A 21,974-nucleotide genomic window follows, 5' to 3' on the forward strand; every position below is an offset into this window, starting at 1 on the left:
GTGACCCGCAGATTCGGTAAAAAACCCGCTTTCTTTGGTGAGAGTGCGTCCAGGACTGACCTAAAAAGTACGATCGCCCACCTGACTTTTTCCAACTTTAATATTTTTAGTACCTGATTTTTTCGGATATATCATTGCCAAACACCATTTTTTAGGCTTTTAAATTACCTGATTTTATTCCCATTGCCGCTTATTCGATTTGAGAACAAACTGGTTTACATAGAACAAATTGCTTGAGTCGCAATTCCTATTGCACCAAGTCCACAACAACAAGGAGCAACAAAAATGTCATCAGTTATCAACGGTACTCAATTCGACGACAACAACACTGTCAACGGCAACGGTCAATTCCACAAATCCTTAGTTGGAGACGATTGGACGATAGACGGTCAAGGTCAAATTCAGATTGCAAATGATACAATCTATGGCTATCAAGGCAACGATAAATTGTTCGGTCGCGCCGGAGATGACATCCTCTACGGCGGCTTCGGCAGCGACAATTTAAATGGCGACGCCGGCAACGATAAATTATACGGCGAAGCTGGCGAAGATTTCCTATACGGAGGCAGCGGTAAAGATACCCTATCGGGAGGGTTGCACAACGATTATCTATTCGGAGGAAGCGGCAAAGATTATCTCATCGGCGGCGACGGCAGCGATTACCTTGACGGTGCTAATTTTTCTGGGGCTGGTAACGGTATAGGCGCAGGTAGCGAATCCGATTCTCTCGCCGGCGGTGCGGCAGCAGACACATTTGTACTTGGCAACGTTAATAACGTTTACTACCTGGGAACTGGCCATGCTACAATTACCGATTTTACACTAGGTCAAGATAAAATCCAAATTAAAGGTAATTTAGCGGACGGCTATTCCCTTAAAATCGGCGATTGGAACGGCAACAATGTTCAAGATACTGGTATCTTCTACCAGGATAATTTGATTGGCGTTGTACAAAGCACAAACTTAACTAATGTCAACCCAAATCAAGTATTCTTATCGGCGCCTCCTATCCCTCAATAGCCTTAATTATCAATGTCAAAGGGCGGGTAGCATAGCACCGCCCTACTTTTTTAAATCGGGAGTTTTTTATAATGAGAATTGCGAATTGTCGCCCAAGAATTAACAGGCTTTTCTACACAAGTTTGACTTTGATTTCAGCTATCCTCTTAGGAGGGTTGGGAAAGCTTTCCGAGTCCAACAACAACACAGCTTTAGCGCAAGAAAACATCCCCATTAGCGGTAGCGGTGACGCGCAACTCCAGCCGATTTTGCAATCCCTGACAGAATTCATGCGCCACCGCTGCGTCGGTGCGGCCGTACTCGGTGTTTCTGTTAAAGGTAAACCGGTCGGTGTGTGGGGTTTAGGCCGCATGAAAGGCAGACCTACTAATAACTGGAATCCGGCTTGTGGCGACGATATGCAGGCTCCTCTGGCTCCCCCAGTCGCGGCAGATACCCCCATGCGTATGGGCAGTATTAGCAAGCCTGTTACCTTTGCAATGGTGCGCTGGACGCTTAAACAGACGGCGCGCGATCGGGCCGGGTTAGAACTGACTGACGACCAAATTGAAGGGATGAAATTGTTCGATCCAGAGCATTATCCGCCGCTAATTCCTGGTTTGAACAAGCAATATCCAGTAGCGATTATCCCTGAAAAATTGTACGCCGTATTTTCGGGTAAAGTCAAATTTCCCGTTCCCGTGAAAGACAGCAAGTGTGCCAATCTCAAATCAGGATTTGCAGACAAACAGTGGCAAAACGTCACCCTCGGACATTTTTTGTCGCACAGATCGGGACTTCAGCGGAGCGCGCCCAGATACGGTCAAGATATGATTGCAAATTTGCCAGTGCTTCGCAATCTGAAAACAGCAGCCGATTTTCAAGCACAAGAACAGCTACTTGTCAGCGAATGGGGCAGCAAATCTGTCAGTTCAGCAAAAAATCAACTCGGCATTTCTCCTAGCGCGGGCTATTTTTTGCCGAGTCCTACTTTAACAGAAACTATGCAGATTTTGGCTGGGCGATGCCTTCAGTATCCTCTCGGTCAATATCACTATTCCAATACCAGTCCCGCATTTCCTACGCTTATTTTGCAGCAGCTTATAGCTTCCGGCAGCTATGCTGCTAAAATGGGTAAACCAGCAACTCATCAAGGTTCGGCTTTGGAGGTTTTCTTCAAAACCGAGTTAGGAATTTCTACTGCGGCTGACCGGGGAATTTTCATGAGCCAAGAAGTAGAAAATATTGGCGATCGCGAGCCAGAAAAACGGCATTGGAACGGAAAAACCTACTATTGGCAGGGATGGGATTTGAAGCGTCCGCACTGCATCTGGAAGGGTAGCTTCTGCGATTTTGCTACTTGGCTAAATCCGAAGCCGGGGAGAATAAATTGGTCTTGGAATTTAAGCCAAGTTCCGTTTAGCAGCAGAAACACTGATTTGAGTCCTGGCACGGGTTCGCTAGCTGCAGAAGCTGAAGTTTTCCTCAAATTTATGTCACAATATTGGGTGGGCGGTTATGAAAATAACCCCCGCATCGGAGAAAAGCGAAATAATGTTTGGAATCGATATACTGCTCACAACGGAGCGCTTGACGGCACTCATGCTTGGGCAATCCAGTTAGGGGGAAATAACAATCCGAAAGAGTGGAAATTGCCCCCGCTGGACGATAAAGGTCGCATCCTTGATGATTTTGCTAATTTGAAGATGTATGCGGGTGTGTTGCCGGATGGAGTTGATATTTTTGTGGCTGTGAATCAAAGGGCGGACAAGAAATGTGTTGAGGCTAAAGGCTACAATTGTGGGGATGCTTACGGAATGTTGAATAATTTTATTTTGTACGGTGTTTCTCAGGTGAATTGGAATCTAGTTGCACCTCGTGCAGTTGAAAAATAAAATTTATATCACTGTCGTCACGGCAGTTTATCCTATTCATTTTAACCGCTAAAAAAGCTTGTGATGCAGAGTATAATTTGCTCCACATAATTCAACAGAATTAGCGCTGCTGATAAGCTGTAGGTATCTAAATTGTATTTTTTTGGCGGGCGGCAGACACCACAAGAATTTCGTCAAAGTTGACTATCAACTTTAGATGCGTGTTAGCTTACCAGTAAAAAAATGCAATTTTATAAAAAACTCTAACCCGGCGAGTCACAAGTCACTCCTAATGCTTGAATCTAAAACTTATTTCCAATTATCAAAATTTATGAAAGAGTGATGTAAGAAATCGTTTGCCAAATATTTATCCTGTTTGGGGTGGAAGGCTATTAGATTATTTTTAAATACTTAAGTGTTAAATCAATGCTTTTTTGCTAATCTACTTTTAGGCAATATTTGTTAAAGTCTCAGTGTCATTGTAGCCTATGTTAGGGCGATGGTATTAGTTTAAACTGATAAAAAATTAGGCTGCGAAAATCCGATGATCCACAAGAATAACCGCAAAAAGTTACCCTTATTGGCAGCATTCTTAGTCTCGCCATTTATTTCTTGGTTCCTGAGTGCGATCGCGCTATTTCTCAGTCTCTGGGTCATCGTACCAGCACCCACGATGTTACTGTACCCTTTGGCGGTGGGAGCACCAGAAATTAGTCCTTGGTTGGTCGGTATCAATACGATCGCCCTTCTGCTGAACCTACTCAAACGGCATCAAGGCAAAGTCTACATTATTTTACTGGTTTGTAACCTCTTAGCCCTAATCCTGGGCCTGCTACCCCTGATTCAGTTTCCCGCAGCCAATGCAGCCATAGCTACCCAAATGCAAGCTGTTCTAGGGGAAAACTATTTAGCAGCCGTTCCTCAAGCCCATCGCGCGCAGCTACGCCCTCAACCCTTTATCCTCGCAGATGCGTTCCGAGGAATTCCCATCAGAGAGGTTAGGATCGATCGGGCTATTGTATTTGCCAAACCTGACGGAGTTTCACTGCAACTAAACCTTTATCGGCCCGTGGAAATTGGCAAATATCCGGCGATTATCACCCTCTACGGGGGAGCTTGGCAGAGAGGCAATGCCGATGCCAATGAGGAATTCAGCCGCTATATGGCCGCCCAAGGCTATTGTGTGGTTGCAATTGCTTACCGCCACGCTCCCAAGTATCGATTTCCTGCTCAGATTGAGGACGTACAAGCGGCTCTTTCCTATATCAAAACTCACGCTGGTGATTGGGAAATCGATCTCGATCGAATTGCTTTGATGGGAAGGTCTGCAGGTGCCCATTTAGCAATGCTAACTGCTTATGATTCTAGTATGCTTCCAGTTCGAGCAGTGGTAAATTATTACGGCCCCAATGACCTGATCCGGGGCTACAATGACCCACCTTTTCCTGATGCTATAAATGTTCGAGCCGTCTTGCGTGCCTTTCTGGGAGGAACCCCAGACGAACTCAACGAGCTTTACCGGCGGGCTTCTCCCATAAATTATATTAAACCGAATCTTCCCCCTTCTCTACTGGTTTATGCAGGTCGCGACCATATCGTTCAGGCTAAGTTTGGTCGATCGCTCTACGAACGATTGCGAGCCACGGGCGAGCGGGCTCTTTTGCTCGAAATTCCTTGGGCTGAACACGCCTTTGATGCAGTTTTTAATGGCCCGAGCAATCAATTAGCTTTGTACTACACAGAACGCTTTTTGGCTCATGCTCTGAAGTCTTCGGATTACCAACGAGTTAACTAAAAATTATCAACTTACTCATTTATGCTCAATAAACTGCGGCTATAACAGTTTAATAAGTTCCCCAATCTCCTAAAGATTTCTACGGCCAATTGTCGCACCAACTTTTAGAAGAGTTGCAAGACTTTATTTATCATATAGCGGTTCTCAAGCGTGGTGACGTATGCCCTGCGCGGGCCCATGCCCCATGCCCCATGCCCCATGCCCCATGCCCCATGCCCTGTTAAACTGAAATCCTGCGGTTGTGTGCGCTTTGTGCGATCGACCTTTCTGAAAAAAACATAAAGTTCTGTAGCTTAGGATACATTTATTTGGTTAATGATTGTTTAAACTCTCCAAGTGTAGATTGTGTACTCTCCATAATTCTCCAAAACCCCTAAACGAGTGCGTTGTTTGCTGGACTGCGATTTATCGATCGTCGAACCGTTAAAAACCATAAGTAGTTTTGACCTGAATTCATCGGAATTGATTCGCACAAAATTTTTGAGCTGACCAGGGTGAAGATTAGTTACTAAATTTGTGCAGTGCAGACATCTATAATGTTGACTCAAGTTTGTACAGGCTCTTGCCATCTATCTTCTTGCTAATAACCGCAATCCAACCGCATCTCACACTGGATTGTCACACCCGATGGACGGCGAAGTCATTGCGCCTCCCTCCTCCAATCTTTTAGAGTCTGCCAAAAAGGCATTCTCCCAAAAGTTAGCTTTGACTAAAAACGTTGGGTAAATCCAACATATTCGTCAATCGTTAGACTTTTGCTAACATCTATTTTTTCTCAACTACTTGTCCTGCAATCTCAATAAAAATAACCATGAGTGGAAACCAATCGCGCGTTCAAGCAATTTCTCAAATCGTCAACCGCAAACAGATGCCGGCCCGGCCTCCCAAGCGGTTAGAAGATATGTGGGCAACAGACGTTTTTAGTCTGAGCAAGATGCAAGAAAGTCTGCCCAAAAGCATTTTCAAATCCGTAAAAAACACCATTCAAACCGGCCAAAAACTAGATGATTCCGTAGCTGATGTAGTTGCAGCAGCAATGAAAGATTGGGCTCTTTCCAAAGGAGCCCTGTATTACGCCCACGTATTTTACCCGCTAACCAACAGCACCGCCGAAAAGCACGATGCTTTCATCTCAGTGCAAGGCGATGGCTCCGTCATCTCAGAATTTGCAGGAAAAGTTCTAGTACAAGGCGAACCCGATGGCTCCTCATTCCCCAACGGCGGCATTCGTTCCACCGCCGCCGCTCGCGGATATACAGCCTGGGATGTCACCAGCCCTGCTTATGTCATGGAAACAGATAACGGCATGACATTGTGCATTCCCACTGTTTTCATCTCTTGGACAGGGGAAGCCTTAGACAAGAAAACGCCGCTTTTGCGTTCCATTGCCGCCATGAACAAAGCAGCAACCCGAGTGTTAAAGCTATTAGGAAATACCGAAGTTGCTCCGGTCAATTCCAGTTGCGGTTCCGAACAAGAATACTTCCTCGTAGATGCCAATTTCACCAACAGCCGCCCAGATTTACTACTAGCTGGTCGCACCCTTTTTGGCAAACCTCCTGCGAAAGGTCAGCAATTTGACGACCACTATTTTGGAGCGATTCCAGAGCGCGTTCAAGTCTTCATGCAGGAAGTAGAAGAAAAAATGTATCGGCTGGGAATTCCTGCCAAAACCCGCCACAACGAAGTAGCTCCCGGTCAGTTTGAAATTGCACCAGTTTTTGAAGCTGCAAACGTCGCCAGCGACCACCAACAATTAACCATGACAATTCTCCGCAACACTGCGAAGAAACACGGTTTTATGTGTTTGCTGCATGAGAAGCCTTTCGCCGGCATTAACGGTTCCGGCAAACACGTCAACTGGTCGGTCGGCAATGCCACCCAAGGAAACTTATTAGACCCAGGCGATACACCGCACTCGAACATACAATTTCTAGTTTTCTGCGGCGCTGTGATTCGCGGAGTTCACAAATACGGCCCGCTATTGCGCGCGGTAGTTGCTACTGCTAGCAACGACCACCGGTTGGGTGCAAATGAGGCTCCACCAGCAATTATCTCTGTCTATTTGGGTTCGCAATTAGAAGATATCTTCGGGCAAATTAGCCGGGGAGAAGTTAAGGACTCTAAAGGTCGGGGAATTATGAACTTAGGTGTAGAAACACTGCCTACTTTCATGAAGGATGCTGGAGACAGAAACCGGACTTCGCCCTTCGCCTTTACTGGAAACCGATTTGAATTCCGTGCAGTAGGTTCGGGTCAGTCGGTTTCCGGGCCGCTGGTGGCGATGAATACAATTCTTGCAGATTCTTTGGACTGGATTGCTAACAAATTAGAAAGCGATTTGGCTAACGGAACTGAACTGAATGCTGCCATCCAAACACTTCTCAAAGAAGTGATGGACGAGCACGGTGCGGTTGTATTTGGCGGCAACGGCTATTCGGAAGAATGGCACAAAATGGCTGTTGAGGAACGGGGTTTAGCTAACTTGCGGACTACTGCAGATGCTTTGCCCGTGTTGAAGGAAGGATACATTGAAGACTTGTTTGAAAAGACAGGTGTTCTGACTCCAGTTGAATTGGAAAGCCGTTACGATGTTTATGCTGAGCAGTATTTACTGGCAATTGAAGTCGAAGCAAAACTGGTAATAAGCATGGCAAAAACCATTATTTACCCTGCAGCTTTGAGGTATTTAGCTGAAGTTTCTGGCACGATTTCTAAATTGAAAGAGATTGGAATTGAACTGGAAAAGGAAAGTGCCGAAAAAGTAGCAGTGCTAGTTAAGTCCATGATGGATACTGCGAGCAAATTGAGTGCTGCTTTGAGCAAGCACGATTTTGCTTCCACAGAAGACCATATGCAGTATGCTTCGCAAACAATTCGTCCTTTGATGGATGAGGTTCGCAAGTATGCGGATGCTCTGGAAGGTGAAGTGGCTGATGATTTGTGGCCTCTGCCTACTTATCAAGAAATGCTGTTTGTTAAGTAATAGCAAACAAATTCGGTTAATTGCAGGTTAGAGTAGTAAGGACACGGCAGTGCCGTGTCCTTACTTGTTGTTGAGCTTAAATGAGTGTTACGCTGAATATGTCAGAGTCATTAAATGCGAGCGAGAGTAAGAGTTCTGAAGATTGTTGAGATACCCTTAAAATAATTTTTAGGGGTGAAAAAATTAACCTGGCTCCGAAAAGCTCTTATGCGAATTCAATCTTTCTTTAAACAAATGACTCTGGCGGCTCTAGCTCTATTTTTTGCGATCAGTTGCAGTCGCTCGACTCCGAACGTAGACTCTTCCCCTGAACCAACTACCTCTAGCAGCTTTAGAGTGGCAATGCTCACCACAGGCGCCAAAGATAACCAAAGTTGGGATCAAGCTTGCTTTGAAGGATTGAATCTAATCAAAAATAAATTTAATGCTGAGGTAGACATTACTGACAGTATGGACGGTGAAAATAGTGAACCTACCATACGCAAATATGCCCAGTCAGGCTATGACCTGGTAATTGCAGCCAGTGGTGCCTATTCCAAAGCTTCCGAAAAGGTCGCTAAAGAATTTCCGCGAACGAAATTTGCCCTGATTACAACGCATCCAGGGAATAACAGAAATTTGGGGGCTGTTGCCTTTCGATCGGGTGAGGTGGGCTACCTCACAGGCGCTTTGGCTGCCATGAAGACCAAAAGCAATAAAGTTGGCTATATTGTGGGTGAGCCTTATCCGGTTTACAAAGAAGAAGAAGCCTTGTTTAGGCGGGGAGTGAAGGCAACGAATCCCTCTGTTCAAGCCTCGACTGCTTTTCTCAATTCTTGGGTTGATACAGAAAAAGCCACCAAAATTGCAACTGATATGGTTGCCTCTGGAGTAGATGTTTTGACCTTCAACGCGGGTGAGGCAGGGTTAGCCGCGCTAACAGCCGTTTCGCAAAAGCCAGGAGTCTTGGTAATTGGTAGGACAAAGGATCAGTATGAAGTGGCTCCTGGCAAAGTCCTCACTAGCGTTCTGCAGGACATTCCCAATCTGGTGCTAAATGTGGCAGTTTTAACCCAGCAAGGTCGCTGGGAAGGAAAACTTTACAAGTTTGGGCTCAAGGAAAAGATCTATGACTTTGCCCCTTTCCGTGGCACTCTCACGTCTCAGGAAGAGGACACTTTCAAGACCATCCGAGATGCTGTGACGACTGGCAAAATCGATGTTTCTCCTTAGTGCGCGCATTAATTGATTTACCAATATTGATCATAAGCCCGATGCAAAATCAACGCAACGAGCGCGTTCTGCCGATCGCCAGAAGCTCCCGTTCTCATCCTTGGCAACGCTTCTTTTCTATTGCACATCAGCTCCGCTATGGTTTGATATTTTTGGTTCTTCTGAGCTTACTGCCCACTGGTGGCTTGCTGATCTACCTCAGCTTTCAGGCGCAGATCCAGCAATCGCGATCGCTCCAAGAAGAGCGCAGCCAGACAGCAGGAGGGCAAATTGATAATTATTTAGATGACTTGAAACGAAAACTGAGCTATTTAGCTAGGGTCAAAGGACTCACAAAATTTCAACCTCAAGCGCAGCAGAGCCTGTTGGAAGGGATGATTCGTCATAATGATGCTTATGAAGCCGTTGCCATTTTGAACCGGAAGGGACAAGTTGTCGCGTCAGTTTCACCCTACGAACCGCTCAAGTTAGAAAATCCAGCCACTTCGCCACTGTTTATTCGTGCCTTCAAACAACAGGAAGATTATGTGAGTCCTGTAGAAATTAATCCTCAAACTCACCAACCAACCACCATTCTGGCGGTTCCGATTCGGAATGAGCGAGATGAGGTGGATGGGGTGCTATTAGCGCAGGTAAATCTCAACTTTCTCTGGTTTATTGTTTCCCAAACGGAGGTGGGCAAGACGGGTTATGTCTATGTAGTTGATGAGCGTAATTTTCTCATTGCTCAAAAGGGTAGTAAGCCAGAAACGTTTCAACTTCAAGATATTTCTAAGCGCCCCTTTTTTCAATTCTTGAAAGCATCCGAAGATACTAAGCACCTTAACGTTTATCAGGGTCTAAAGCAGGTAGAAGTATTGGGAGCTACTGCCTTAGTTCGGAGCGTGAATTGGAATGTGGTTGTAGAACTGCCAACGGCTGAGGCCTATGCTCCCGTTTACCAGATGCTCTCAGTTATGGGAGGCTCATTGGCGGTGGTGACGATCGTCGCTGTTGGCATTGGGTATCTATTTATTCGGCAAATTGTGGTGCCGCTCCAGCGCTTAACCGCTGCAGCTACTGAACTCAGTGCGGGGCAATTAGATACACGGGTCAACATCGACAGCCAAAACGAACTGGGGACATTGGCGATCGCATTTAACAATATGGCAACCCAGTTAGAGGAACTGATTACAGCAGTTGAAGTGGAACGCAATTTCGTTTCAGCCATTCTTGAAATTGCAGGTGCGCTGGTAGTTGTGCTCGACCCGCAGGGACAAATCGTTCGCTTTAACCGGGCTTGCGAACAAACGACTCATTACTCATTTAGTGAAGTGAAAGGGCGCTACATTTGGGACTTGTTCCCGAACTCAGACTTAGCAGGACTTGCCAAAACTGCTTTTGAGTCTTTACAAGTTGGTAATTTTCCCCAGCAGTATGAAGGCAGTTGGGTGAGCAAAAATCAACAACTCAGACGGATTGCCTGGTCAGATACTGCTTTAGTCGATAATCAAGGTGAAATTGAGTACATCATCAAAACAGGGATTGACATTACTAAACGGAAACAGGTAGAAGAAGAACTCAAAGCGTCGGAACAGCGGCTATCTTTTCTATTCCGCCAAAGTTCGCTGGCAGTTGTGGAATGGGATTTAAACTTTAAAGTCACTGCCTGGAATCCAGCGGCCGAGAAGATTTTTGGTTACACGGCTACAGAGGCGATCGGACACCATGCCGCAGAATTAATTGTGCCTGCGTCTGCCAGAGAGGTAGTCGATCGAGTTATGAACGAGTTGTTGAGTCAGGTTGGAGGAATCTACAGCGTCAACGAAAATATTACCAAAGACGGCAAAACAATTATTTGCGAATGGTTCAATACGCCTTTAGTAGGGGAGGCTGGAAAGATTGTTGGAGTTGCTTCCTTGACACTGGATATTACTGAGCGCAAGCAAGCCGAAGCTGCGTTAAGGCAAGCAAAAGAGCAAGCTGAGGTTGCACTCAAAACCTTACAGCAAACTCAGGCACAGCTTATTCAGGCAGAGAAAATGTCAGGTTTGGGGCAACTGGTTGCTGGTGTTGCTCACGAAATTAATAATCCAGTCAACTTTATCTATGGCAACCTGAGCCATACTGCCGACTACACGCAAAATTTACTAAAGTTGATTCAGCTTTACCAGCAAACCTATCCAACTAATGCCCAAATTCAGGAAAAAATTGAAGAGTTCGATCTGGACTACATTAGTGAAGATTTGCCCAAAATGCTGACTTCAATGAAGGTAGGAGCCGATCGCATTCGTCAAATAGTCCTGTCGCTGCGAAACTTCTCGCGGCTGGATGAGGCAGAAAAGAAGCCTGTTGATATCCACGAGGGAATTGACAGCACATTGATGATTTTGCAAAATAGACTGAAGGCAAATCCGGCTCATCCTGCTATTGAAATTGTTAAAGAGTACGGCGACTTACCGCGAGTAGAGTGCTATGCCGGACAGTTGAACCAAGTCTTTATGAATATTCTGGCAAATGCGATTGATGCTTTAGAAAACTACGACAATCAGCGTTCTCCAAAAGACACCCAAAAGAATTCCAGTCGCATCACTATTCGGACTAAGCTAGTCACAAACGAAACTGGGTCCGGTTATTCTAAAAACGTGGTGATTCAAGTTCAAGACAATGGGCCAGGGATGACGGAAACTGTTAGACAACAGGTGTTCAATCCCTTCTTCACCACAAAACCAACTGGTAAAGGAACTGGATTAGGGCTATCCATCAGCTATCAAATTGTAGTTGATAAGCACGGTGGCTCCATCCAGTGCTTCTCTCAACCCCATCAAGGAACAGAGTTTCTAATTGAAATTCCTGTTTTGCAAAGCGGTGCTGTAGCACTCGTGGGTAAATAACTGCTATCACATTCCTCTATATATAGCGTTTTTTAAGTAACTGGAAAACTGCTATAGCGCATCTGAATGATTTGTGTAAATAAAAGAAAAGTGGTGAGTTCAAATTCAATAAAAAAAGGGGGCAGACAAGTAGTTACTGTCAGCAGTGGGCTCTCTGACTCTCGACAGCAAGCTTTAAGGAGTCGGGGATTTAACATAAGATTAGATCGACCTACTTAAAGCTAGATAAATGACAGTACCGCGTCTCGAACAATTTAGAGGTTGTCTGATCGGTCAGTGTCTCGGCGACGCTATAGGCTGTAGAGTAGAAGGCTATTCTCCGGAAGTTTGCCAAAACTTTGTCCGCTACGAAGTTATACGCAAAAAAATCAGAGATCGCGATCGCTTCGGCTTGCCTTTTGGTCAATACACCGACGACTCCCAACTCGCCCGCGAACTCCTCCAAAGCTACGTCGCTTGTGGCGAATTCGACCCCAGCGACTACGCCACCCGTATTGCTGACATTTTCGCTCAACAGCGCATTGTCGGGCGCGGTCGAGCGACAGAAGAAGCTGCAAACCGCCTGATTCGGGGCGTTGCTTGGCAAGAAGCTGGTACTCCTGCTCCCAATGCTGGTAATGGCAGTGCTATGAGGGCTGCACCCATCGGCTTAATATTCTACGATCGCCCGTCCCAGCTTGTACAAGCTGCTTGCGATCAAGGGCGCATCACCCATCAAGATTCGCGGTGTTCGGCCGGGGCTGTGGCGATCGCCGGGGCTGTGGCGATCGCCCTTCAATCTGACATGATGATTGAAACTGAGCCATTTCTCGGTCAACTGAGCGAATGGGTAGGAGAAGTTGATTCTTCCTTTGCCGCTTTGCTCAAAGATTTGATTGATTGGGTCAAATTGCCCCCAGAGTCAGCCGTAGAGTTGATTTCTAGAGCTGGACTCCCGTTAAACTACAAGGACTCTTGGCAAGGAATTTCCCCTTTTGTAGTCGGTAGCGTCTTGTGGAGTTTATATGCGTTTTTGAGAACACCTCAAGATTACTGGGAAACTCTCTGCACTAGCATCGCCGTCGGTGGCGATGTGGATACCACCGCAGCAATGGCTTGTGCCATCAGCGGGGCATTTCTGGGCCTAGAAGCCATCCCGAATCAACTAGCGGAATTTTTGAACGATCGGGGTACCTGGGGTCTGGGCGAACTGATTCAACTCGCTGACAATTGTTATGAGTTAAAAGTCAAGTTGTAGCCGCTTATAACAACTTAGAACTTATTATTACGGCTAAATAAATTTGGACGATCGACATTTGTATTTCTCAATGAGTCGATCGTCCTAGACTCAAATTCCCTCAATCAAACGATTTTCTCGCTAGAAAGTTCCCCGCTAGCAGGAGGCTCTACCGTATCGCCAAAGACAATCCGCAGAAAAGGCGGAGCCAAAAAAGTCGTCAGAATCACCATGATAATAATCGAGACTTCTAACGGTTTATCCAAAACCCCACTCGCGGAACCGATGGCGGCAAACACTAACCCGACTTCGCCCCGAGGAATCATCCCCACTCCGATCGCCAATCGATTGATTCCCGGCTGACCAAACACCACCCAGCCTGTTACGATCTTGCCAAAAATAGCAACCAAAATCAAAAAGACGGCAATCAAAAGTCCCGCCCGATTATCCGGCACTGTTGGGTTCAAAACCCCCAAATCCGCCCGAGCCCCCACCGTTACAAAGAAGATTGGCACAAATAAATCGGCGATGGGTTTCACCAGTTCATCCAACTCTAGGCGGGCATCGCTTTCATCCAACACCAAACCAGCCGCAAACGCACCCAAAATCGCTTCGAGATGAATTGCGTTGCCTAGAAAAGCCATGAAGAAAGCAAAGATAAATGCCGGGATGATAATATTGCCGCGAGTTTTGAGTTGACCCGCCACCGCCGAGAAAGTTTTGTCGAAGACACCACCCAAGAGAATCGAACCTAGCAGAAAGGCAGTTGCACTTACGATCAAATAGATGACATTAACAACATCAATCTCCCCGGTTTTGGCTAAACTGGCGACAACAGCCAGGACAATAATTCCTAGCACATCATCAATCACCGCCGCACCGACAATAATTTGACCTTCTTTAGAGTTCAGTTGTCCTAATTCAGACAACACTTTGGAGGTAATTCCAATGCTGGTTGCGGTCAAAGCTGCCCCCGCAAAAATTGCTGGAATTGCTGCCGTGTGGAAAATTATCATTAAGCCTGCAGTACCCGCGGCAAAGGGAACTGCCACACCTACGCAGGCGACAACGGTAGCTTGAATTCCGACTTGCTTGAGTTGTTTGAGATCCGACTCTAAGCCAATTTCAAACAGCAGAATAATCACGCCTAATTCAGCCAGCACTGAAATGACTTCACTCTGCGATTCAAAGACACTGGTGAGGGCGGCCGGAGACAGATGATTAATCGATTGCAGAACTGTCATAATCCCTGAGTTGGATGCTGACAGCCCGCTTCCGGGAAAAACGATCAAGTGTAAAGCAGATACCCCAATAATCACCCCTGCTACAAGTTCACCCAACACCGGTGGAAAATCGAAGTTTCTCGCTACTTCGGCGCCGATTTTACTGGCGATATAAATCACTACCAAACTGAGCAAAACTCCGCTGAGGACGATCGGCGAATTTTCTGCCTCGACTGTTGCTAACAAAGGTATGGGGGCAATTAGAGAAGCCATCCCAGAACTTAAAGCTGTAATTGTATGGTTCAAAAACATGGGTACGATGATGGTAAGAAAGACAATTCTAGGCTGACTGTTGACTGTTGACTGTTGACTGTGAGCCGGAAAATTGATAAGTGTTACATATTGGGTAGGCAGTTAACTCGACATGACTATCAAGCAAAACTCGAAGAACCCAAATCTGGCGGTACATCCTGCCACCGCCCTTGTCCGACTGCTTGAATTGCTTCTTTTAGCAAGATATCGCCGGTATAAATTGCCCTACCGACGATCGCACTTTTGACACCAATTGGTTCCAAAGCCAGCAAACTTAACAAATCTGCGATCGAACTAACGCCACCCGAAGCAATCACCGGAATTGAAATAGCGTTAGCAATTTCGCGCAAAGATTCCAAATTCGGCCCTTCCATAGTACCGTCGCGGTGAATGTCGGTGTAAATAATTTCAGCCGCCCCTAACTCGGCCATTTTTTGCGCCAATTCTGTTGCTAAAACTTCCGAAGTTTCTAGCCAGCCTCTAGTCGCAACTTTACCATTTCTGGCATCAATGCCAACCAGAATTCGGCCTGGAAATTCGGCGCACAATTCGCCGACTAATTGCGGTTGTTCGACGGCGACAGTGCCGAGAATGACGCGCCGGACGCCTAAATTGAGGATACCAGCAACAGAAGCGCGATCGCGCATTCCCCCACCTACTTGACAGGGAACATCTACTGATCGGACGATCGCTTCAATGGCTGCTTGGTTGACTGGATGACCTGCTTTAGCGCCGTCGAGGTCTACTAAATGCAGCATGGTTGCGCCTTCATTTACCCACTGTCTGGCGACTTCGACGGGGTTGTCGTTAAAAGTTTGAGACTTCGCGTAGTCTCCCTGATACAATCTGACGCATTTTCCATCCAATAAGTCGATCGCTGGAATTACATTCATGATTTTTGCTCAAATTGCTAATTATACCAGTTAAAAAAAAGAATGCAACTTTAGGCAAGCTCCCAGCCCATAGATAATCAGTCATTCCCAATCGTTTAATCTAAAATCTAAAATTGTATTACGCATTACATTTATTTTTGACATTCACAACCGCTATTTAAATGAAACATAATCGCAGAAGAAAGCGTAGACCATAGAGGAGTATTGACATCAGCTTTTTGCAAAGCTTCGGCTGTCCAGTCGTTGCAAGTTCTCAAAATAGAATAACTGCCTTTTGCTTCATAAAAACTATCGCTGTTGTCGTAGCTGTAGCTAATTTTAATTTTATTACCTGCTGCGTCTAATTGGAATGTATCTTTAAGAAAGTTTATTATTTTAAGATAATTCGCTCCACTAATTTTCACACATTTGGCTTCAATATTTTGGGGAGGAAGCCGATAACCTTGAACGTGTACGGTAGACGGAGTAGGGAGAAATAGCGCCTTGAAAGCTGTAACTGGGTTGATGATTACTGAGGTAGAAGTTTCCAGCATAAAAGCTCTATCTCCCCAGCCAAAAGATAGATATTTATAATCAGAAGTGGCATCCCGCCCTATTTCTGTTAGCGGTAAAAATTGATTCCAGTCAAAATATTCATTTTTAACTGGAACAATGATTTCCGTGTGAATGCCTTGGTTGGAAATGTATAGACAGATTGTGCAATCTGCTTGCGAGTAATTTCCCCACTTTCTGGGAGTGAGATAGCCAATTGTTAGGAAAGCAGTCAAAGATAAGATGACAATTCCTAAGCGCTGTCTGCTTTTTCTCATTTTAACAGTAGGTTTCAAATTCTGGCTTTGGGTGGCGGGCGCTGCATCTTTGTGGGGAAGAATTCTTGCAAAGCAGAATTGCGCTCTTCGGGGGTTTCCCTAGCCCAATTCGACAAACTTTCGTAGAAAAAGAACGACACGCCAGCGAAACCTCTTTTTCGCACTTCTTGCACTTGTTCTTGAATTTGCTTGAGCGGCACCGAATTATTTTTAAGACCAGTTAAAATGCCGATCGCAGTTGGAATGTTAAGTTTAGCCAGTTTAACTTCTTCCCGTTCCAGTTCGGCACTAAAACGCTTGATATCGCTGCGATAAACCTGCAACACAATTTCTTGGATGTAGCCGCGTCTTTCCCAGGTAAACCAGTCCTGCAAGTGGGCGGGTAAAGAAAAGTGAAAAGGGTTCGGAGATAAGCTGACAATACATTTTTCTTTCCGGGATTTGATGGCGCGGGAAACTCGCCCCACGAAGTCGTTGATTTTGTCAGCGCGCCAGCGCACCCAGAAGGTTTCGCGGGCGTCGTCGGAGGGAGGACTTTTGATTTGTTCCTGATACATTGACACTGTTAGCGGTTCGTAGCCAAATTCTACTGGCAAGCCGAAATGGTCGTCAAATTGAATGCCATCTATATCATAATTATCGACAATTTCTAGGATTAAATCTAAGATAAATTGCTGGACTTCGGGATGAAAGGGATTCAGCCAAACTCGCTCGTGTTTGCCTTCTTTCCAAATAGTTGAACCGTCGCGTCGGTGCGCCAGCCAGTCGGGGTGAAGTGTGGCTAATTCCGATTCGGCGGGAGCCATGAAACCAAACTCAAACCAGGGAATTACTGCTATACCTTTTTGATGGGATTGTGCTATAATTTCTTTGAGGATGTCTCGGTCTTTCAATCCGGGCGATGGGTCGATCGACTGTCCGAATACTCGCTGGGCTGCAGCGCTCGGATAAAGGGTATAGCCTCCTTGCCAAACCGTGGGATAGATGGTATTAAAATTGAGTTTGTCCAGTCGATTGACAGCGTCAATGATGTTGTTGCGGGAGAAAATAACGTCGCTGTCAATGTTCGTCAGCCAGACGCCGCGCAATTCGGTTGTTGGGGTTTGGGGGCGGGTTTGCGCTAACAGACGCGGGGATAATATGGCGGAGGAGGTAAGGGCGATCGCAAAAACAACTATTAAAGCCAGTATCCGCTGCCATTTGTGCAATTTAATCACCAATTTGTCGCAAATATGATTATTTTTAGACTGATATTTTACCGTATAATTAGCTTGTGAGGGTGCGCCAGCTAGGGTTATTTTATTAAAAGTCGATCGAACATTTCCTGACGCACCTACTATTTTTGATATTATTAGGGGTCAACGATGATACCCATAAATAATATTGTTCCTGTAGTATTGTCTCGAATAGCACAAAAGAATGGACGGTTTACATTCATTTTAAAAGCCGGCATAGATCTCGTCATCTCAATTACAGTCACGGCTGCTGCTTCTGTACCTTCTTCGTTAACTTCGACAAATGTTTTGTGTTTTACCGATTCTACTGCTACTTGGCTATCAGTCATCGGGGAAAAGTCTGTTTTCAATCCACCGAAAAATTCTGCCATTCCCAAAGCTATAAGTGTGTCTTTCAGTTGAACCTCATACTCCATTTTGAAGCGCGGTATTTCAATCATTCCACTTTTAACTCTAAATTCTTGCATCCATTTATTCCAGTTTTCGGCTGTTAATTGCTGCGAGAAAGTTGCCAAATTGGTATTGGAGTTTGGCAAAAAAATATACAGACTCAGAGCGCCTTTTTTGCCGTAAGGTAAACTGACTGCTTGAAAAGTTTCTGTTTCGTAGCACCGATAAGAGCCCATCTGGGACATCATTGGATGCTGTTTGGAACTGCTGTCTGTTAAATAAAAAGTTTTGTTGGCAGTTTTAGATTGATCAAAGGGCGTTTCCCAGTTTCCTTTGAAATAGATGGCGTTAATCAAAAATAAAAGTGTATTAGGGTTGATTTTAGTGACTATTTTATCAATTTTTCCGTTAGTTTTTTCGCTCACCCAGTTGTTAATGATGCTGAGAGCTTCTTGCGGACTCTCAAAGTCTATTTCGGTAAGATTGGCTTGGTAGTATTGTTGATTTATTTGCAAAAATTCGGGTTTTAATGAGAAGCCTTGTCTGACCAAAAGCGCGTTGGCAATTGATACTTGAACCTTGGGGTCATCTTTTTGCAAACTCTTTTGCAAATTGTGATTGGCTGCGTTGATTGCTTTTGGACTCATTTTCGTTAATTCGAGAACTTTTGTCATTTCTTGTTTGGTTTCTCCGCTGACTCCGTTGTATATCATTGACAGTGCGAGGGCCACAGAAGTAGGGGAAATAAATATATTTTGATTCGGCTGTTGTTTGCTGAGGGTGTGGAACAAGTTAAAACCAAATTTGGTATTAGCTGCAACAAGTCTGGCGTCTACATTTATCTGGTTGTTAGGGGGTGTCATGGCTACAATTTCTGAGTGATTGGGATTTGCGAGGTTGATTGCGTTAATTTTTAGTGCCCGCGCTAATTATGTGATTTTACCGGACATGATATCATATTCTATTGGTTAATTTTTTAAGAATAACCTTGCAGGTTCATGACTTTTCGATAGTGGGCTTCTATTTCACTTACTGTTTGCGATTGACGCTTCCCCGTCCACTCGCTGCGATCGAATAATTCCCGCCTCAAAGCATCAACATCGATCGTTTTCACCTTACCTTCGGCGACAATTTGCTTGCCGTTTACCCAAACGCTGTCTACCGCATTAGTCGGGCGTCCCAATATTAGCAAGCCAATCGGATCGGTGCGCGGCAGCAATGATAAACTTGTTAAATCATACAGCACAAAATCTGCTTTTTTACCGACGGTCAACGAACCCATTTCATCGGCGAGATTCAAGCCTTTTGCTCCTCCCATCGATGCCATTTCTACAGACTGGCGTGGTGTAATCCATTGGCGGTAATCCAAATCCGTAATATTGTGCAAAATCGAACCAATTTTAATCGCTTCCAGCAAATCTTGAGAGTCATTGCTAGCAGCGCCGTCGCAGCCAAAAGATACGTTGACTCCCGCTTGACGGTATTTCAAAATTGGTGCAATCCCGCTTCCCAAGCGCAAGTTGCTGAGGGGATTGTGTACGACTGTCGCTCCAGTTTCTGCCATAATCGCAATGTCGGAATCGTCCAGCCAAACGCAGTGAGCTAAGGAAGTTCGCGGACTCAAATAACCAATTTTTTGCAGGTGTTCGACAGCGCTACAGCCGTATTTTTCGTGAGCTAGTTGTTTTTGAGGGGGGGTTTCCAAGAGGTGGGCGTGCCGACAAAGGTTGTAGCGATCGCTCAATTCGATGCAGCCTTCAAACAAAGCATCGGAACACAGTTGAATACCAGTCGGCGCCAACAACATATTAACACCTTTTTCGGGATTGTGAAACTGTTTTATGGCTGTTTCCATTAATTCCAAAGTTGCCTTAGTCGATCGAATGTAAGCCGCGTGTTCGATACCGCTATCGCCTGCAGGCATTCCCGCTGTCAGGGATTGATCTTGAATTAACGGCCCGATAAAAGCGCGGATACCGATTTCTTGATAAGCGCGAACTGCGGCGGCAATTGTCTCTAATTCTTGCCCCGGAATCAACACTAAATGATCGACTACGCTTGTACCGCCCGACAGCAATGTTTCTACCGCAGTTCCCAAGGCGCTCAAGTAAACTTGTTCGGGTTCTAGAGGTGTAAAATCGTATAATTCGGCAATCCACAACTCCAGCGGTAAAGGGGGAATTATGCCCCGTTGCCACATTTCTGAAGAGTGAGTGTGCGCGTTGACAAAACCTGGCAGCAGCAGCTTATTTTTGCCGTTAATAACTGTTTGACCCGCCCTATCCCCCCCTTGGTAAGGGGGGGAATGAGAGGGGAGGTTATTGGGCGCGATCGCACTTATGCAATTATCCACCACTTGCACATCTGCGGTTTCATAACCGCTATTAACCGGAATTAAAGCATTTTGAATTGTAAAGCTCATCGATTTACCTTTTTTGTAAATTTACATTAATTTTTATTGTATGATTCCCAGGCGCTAACATTGGCGAGCGATCAACTATAATAAAGTTAATAAATTATAATGTTTTTATTAAAAAGTTACCCCGGCTACTTAATTATAACAAAGATTTAAGATATGACAAGTTAGTAACAATCAAATAGTTATAAGATTGAAATTGTTTTTGAGTCACAATCATATGAATCCTGATTCTCTCCGCACTTTGGGCGTACCGCCGAATGCTTGGAAAGTTGATGCCAAAATTGCCGATATCACCCGATCGCCGATCGCGCCTCAACCTGTTACCCTGGAAACAGAAACTAAAACCCTGCGTTTGGACTTAGCAAAAGCAGCAATGTTGGTGATAGATATGCAAAACGATTTCTGTCATCCCGACGGTTGGCTAGCACATATCGGCGTAGATGTAACGCCCGCAAGAACTCCAATTAATCCTTTAATAAATTTGCTGCCAAAATTGCGATCGCACGCAGTACCAATTATTTGGATCAACTGGGGAAACCGCCCCGATTTGCTCAATATTAGTGCAGCTTCCCGTCACGTTTACAATCCCACAGGCGACGGCGTAGGTTTGGGAGATCCGCTGCCAAAAAACAACGCACCTGTACTGATGGCAGGGAGTTGGGCGGCGCAGGTTGTCGATGAATTAAAACCCAAACCGGAGGATATTTGCGTTGATAAATATCGGATGAGCGGCTTTTGGGATACTCCTTTAGATAGTATCTTGCGGAACCTCGGCAGAACTACACTTTTCTTCGGAGGAGTAAACGCCGATCAGTGCGTCATGGCTACGCTGCAAGATGCTAATTTCCTCGGTTACGACTGTATTTTAGTCAAAGATTGTACAGCTACGACATCTCCCGAGTATTGCTGGCAAGCTACTCTTTATAACGTTAAACAATGTTTTGGCTTTTTGTCGGATTCTCAGGCTATGTTAGAAACAATTAAATAGCAGTCATCAGGGGAGTATCCCTCTGGAGTATAAAAAGCGTTTTTTAGGAGTGCGAGAGTCCCGCACAGCAAAGCCTATATATCTCGCTTCCTGCTCTGATAGCGAACTCTCCTGTGATATCAATAAACTTTGGAGGTTGAGCGGCGGACTAATGACTCTGGATTCTCATTAATGACAGCAGAAACATAACCACTGACAACTAACAATAAAAAAATGACAAACCAGTGCGTGATTCCTGTTATAAAGTCTCCGAAAGACTATCAAGCATTCCGCATCAGTCCGGGCGATACTAATAGATTAGCTATTGTCTTCGATCCGGTAATAGCTAATGTTTCATTAACAGTTTGCGTGGAGATTTTCGATGTGGGGGGCAAAACTCCTCCCAACCGCCATCAATTCGCAGTAGAAATGTTTTTTGTACTCAAAGGAAGAGGGCAAGCAACCTGCGACGGCAAAACAGTTAGTATTCAACCTGGAGATAGTTTGTTAGTGCCTCCCACAGGCACTCACGTAATTGAGAATACGGGCAGTGAACGTTTGTACACTTTGTGCATTATGGTGCCGAATGAGGATTTTGTGGAACTAATTCGCAGCGGTACACCAGTCGAACTCGATGAGGAAGATATGAGAGTTCTCGGTCGATCGGATGTACTCGTACCGTGCTAGGTTTGTAGTAAGAACTTGATTACTAGGTTTGTAGTAAGGACTTGATTCTTTAGAAAAACCACTAAAGCCCTTACTACGAACTTT

15 protein-coding genes are annotated in these 21,974 nt (G+C 45.3%); 9 read left to right on the top strand and 6 right to left on the bottom strand.

Features of this window, described 5'->3' with window-relative positions:
• Positions 1–285 precede the first annotated feature (285 nt).
• The 7 genes from QUB25_RS10460 (at position 286) to QUB25_RS10490 (ending at position 12,976) form a co-directional block, all read left to right on the top strand.
• Positions 286–1,020 carry a calcium-binding protein gene (locus QUB25_RS10460; RefSeq protein ID WP_333183193.1) on the top strand — a complete coding sequence of 245 codons (735 nt, stop codon included), beginning with the start codon at positions 286–288 and terminating at the stop codon, positions 1,018–1,020.
• A 71-nt stretch (positions 1,021–1,091) separates the two neighbouring features.
• Complete coding sequence (locus QUB25_RS10465; RefSeq protein WP_333183194.1) at positions 1,092–2,894, top strand: serine hydrolase; 1,803 nt, start codon at positions 1,092–1,094, stop codon at positions 2,892–2,894.
• A gap of 523 nt (positions 2,895–3,417) precedes the next feature.
• Positions 3,418–4,668: an alpha/beta hydrolase gene (locus QUB25_RS10470; protein ID WP_333183196.1), complete on the top strand. Its 1,251-nt coding sequence runs from the start codon at positions 3,418–3,420 to the stop codon at positions 4,666–4,668.
• Between the two features lie 811 nt (positions 4,669–5,479).
• The gene (locus tag QUB25_RS10475; RefSeq protein ID WP_333138518.1) at positions 5,480–7,654 is read left to right on the top strand and encodes a glutamine synthetase III; all 2,175 of its coding nucleotides are present in this window, start codon (positions 5,480–5,482) and stop codon (positions 7,652–7,654) included.
• Between the two features lie 207 nt (positions 7,655–7,861).
• A complete protein-coding gene (locus QUB25_RS10480; RefSeq protein WP_333183197.1) occupies positions 7,862–8,866 on the top strand; it encodes a BMP family protein in 1,005 nt (334 codons plus the stop codon).
• Positions 8,867–8,907: 41 nt separating this feature from the next.
• A complete protein-coding gene (locus QUB25_RS10485) occupies positions 8,908–11,739 on the top strand; it encodes a PAS domain S-box protein (RefSeq protein ID WP_333183199.1) in 2,832 nt (943 codons plus the stop codon).
• 229 nt (positions 11,740–11,968) lie between these two features.
• Positions 11,969–12,976: an ADP-ribosylglycohydrolase family protein gene (locus QUB25_RS10490; protein ID WP_333183200.1), complete on the top strand. Its 1,008-nt coding sequence runs from the start codon at positions 11,969–11,971 to the stop codon at positions 12,974–12,976.
• Between the two features lie 104 nt (positions 12,977–13,080).
• Here the strand turns inward: QUB25_RS10490 and QUB25_RS10495 are convergent, their stop codons facing one another.
• The 6 genes from QUB25_RS10495 to QUB25_RS10520 form a co-directional block, all read right to left on the bottom strand.
• The gene (locus QUB25_RS10495) at positions 13,081–14,451 is read right to left on the bottom strand and encodes a cation:proton antiporter (protein ID WP_333183202.1); all 1,371 of its coding nucleotides are present in this window, start codon (positions 14,449–14,451) and stop codon (positions 13,081–13,083) included.
• A 158-nt stretch (positions 14,452–14,609) separates the two neighbouring features.
• The gene (gene hisA, locus QUB25_RS10500) at positions 14,610–15,383 is read right to left on the bottom strand and encodes a 1-(5-phosphoribosyl)-5-[(5-phosphoribosylamino)methylideneamino]imidazole-4-carboxamide isomerase (protein ID WP_333183204.1); all 774 of its coding nucleotides are present in this window, start codon (positions 15,381–15,383) and stop codon (positions 14,610–14,612) included.
• A 131-nt stretch (positions 15,384–15,514) separates the two neighbouring features.
• Positions 15,515–16,192, bottom strand: coding sequence for a TIGR02117 family protein (locus QUB25_RS10505; RefSeq protein ID WP_333183206.1), 678 nt, complete (start codon positions 16,190–16,192; stop codon positions 15,515–15,517).
• Between the two features lie 14 nt (positions 16,193–16,206).
• Positions 16,207–17,409: a glycoside hydrolase family 10 protein gene (locus QUB25_RS10510; RefSeq protein WP_333183208.1), complete on the bottom strand. Its 1,203-nt coding sequence runs from the start codon at positions 17,407–17,409 to the stop codon at positions 16,207–16,209.
• A gap of 134 nt (positions 17,410–17,543) precedes the next feature.
• Positions 17,544–18,680 (bottom strand): serpin family protein, encoded by a 1,137-nt coding sequence (locus QUB25_RS10515; protein ID WP_333183210.1) that lies wholly within the window; start codon positions 18,678–18,680, stop codon positions 17,544–17,546.
• A gap of 113 nt (positions 18,681–18,793) precedes the next feature.
• Positions 18,794–20,239 carry an amidohydrolase gene (locus tag QUB25_RS10520; protein WP_333183211.1) on the bottom strand — a complete coding sequence of 482 codons (1,446 nt, stop codon included), beginning with the start codon at positions 20,237–20,239 and terminating at the stop codon, positions 18,794–18,796.
• 214 nt (positions 20,240–20,453) lie between these two features.
• Between QUB25_RS10520 and QUB25_RS10525 the strand changes: the two genes are divergently transcribed.
• Positions 20,454–21,224 carry a cysteine hydrolase family protein gene (locus QUB25_RS10525; RefSeq protein WP_333183213.1) on the top strand — a complete coding sequence of 257 codons (771 nt, stop codon included), beginning with the start codon at positions 20,454–20,456 and terminating at the stop codon, positions 21,222–21,224.
• Between the two features lie 213 nt (positions 21,225–21,437).
• Positions 21,438–21,890, top strand: coding sequence for a cupin domain-containing protein (locus QUB25_RS10530; protein ID WP_333061994.1), 453 nt, complete (start codon positions 21,438–21,440; stop codon positions 21,888–21,890).
• Positions 21,891–21,974 lie beyond the last annotated feature (84 nt).

The organism is Microcoleus sp. B3-D7 (assembly GCF_036705305.1).
In the GTDB taxonomy this organism is placed as follows: Bacteria; Cyanobacteriota; Cyanobacteriia; order Cyanobacteriales; family Microcoleaceae; genus Microcoleus.

Coding starts and splice junctions, on each gene's coding strand:
- QUB25_RS10460 (WP_333183193.1), top strand. CDS start 286: ATGTCATCAGTTATCAACGGTACTCAATTCGACGACAACAACACTGTC.
- QUB25_RS10465 (WP_333183194.1), top strand. CDS start 1,092: ATGAGAATTGCGAATTGTCGCCCAAGAATTAACAGGCTTTTCTACACA.
- QUB25_RS10470 (WP_333183196.1), top strand. CDS start 3,418: ATGATCCACAAGAATAACCGCAAAAAGTTACCCTTATTGGCAGCATTC.
- QUB25_RS10475 (WP_333138518.1), top strand. CDS start 5,480: ATGAGTGGAAACCAATCGCGCGTTCAAGCAATTTCTCAAATCGTCAAC.
- QUB25_RS10480 (WP_333183197.1), top strand. CDS start 7,862: ATGCGAATTCAATCTTTCTTTAAACAAATGACTCTGGCGGCTCTAGCT.
- QUB25_RS10485 (WP_333183199.1), top strand. CDS start 8,908: ATGCAAAATCAACGCAACGAGCGCGTTCTGCCGATCGCCAGAAGCTCC.
- QUB25_RS10490 (WP_333183200.1), top strand. CDS start 11,969: ATGACAGTACCGCGTCTCGAACAATTTAGAGGTTGTCTGATCGGTCAG.
- QUB25_RS10495 (WP_333183202.1), bottom strand. CDS start 14,451: ATGGCTTCTCTAATTGCCCCCATACCTTTGTTAGCAACAGTCGAGGCA.
- hisA (WP_333183204.1), bottom strand. CDS start 15,383: ATGAATGTAATTCCAGCGATCGACTTATTGGATGGAAAATGCGTCAGA.
- QUB25_RS10505 (WP_333183206.1), bottom strand. CDS start 16,192: ATGAGAAAAAGCAGACAGCGCTTAGGAATTGTCATCTTATCTTTGACT.
- QUB25_RS10515 (WP_333183210.1), bottom strand. CDS start 18,680: ATGACACCCCCTAACAACCAGATAAATGTAGACGCCAGACTTGTTGCA.
- QUB25_RS10520 (WP_333183211.1), bottom strand. CDS start 20,239: ATGAGCTTTACAATTCAAAATGCTTTAATTCCGGTTAATAGCGGTTAT.
- QUB25_RS10525 (WP_333183213.1), top strand. CDS start 20,454: ATGAATCCTGATTCTCTCCGCACTTTGGGCGTACCGCCGAATGCTTGG.
- QUB25_RS10530 (WP_333061994.1), top strand. CDS start 21,438: ATGACAAACCAGTGCGTGATTCCTGTTATAAAGTCTCCGAAAGACTAT.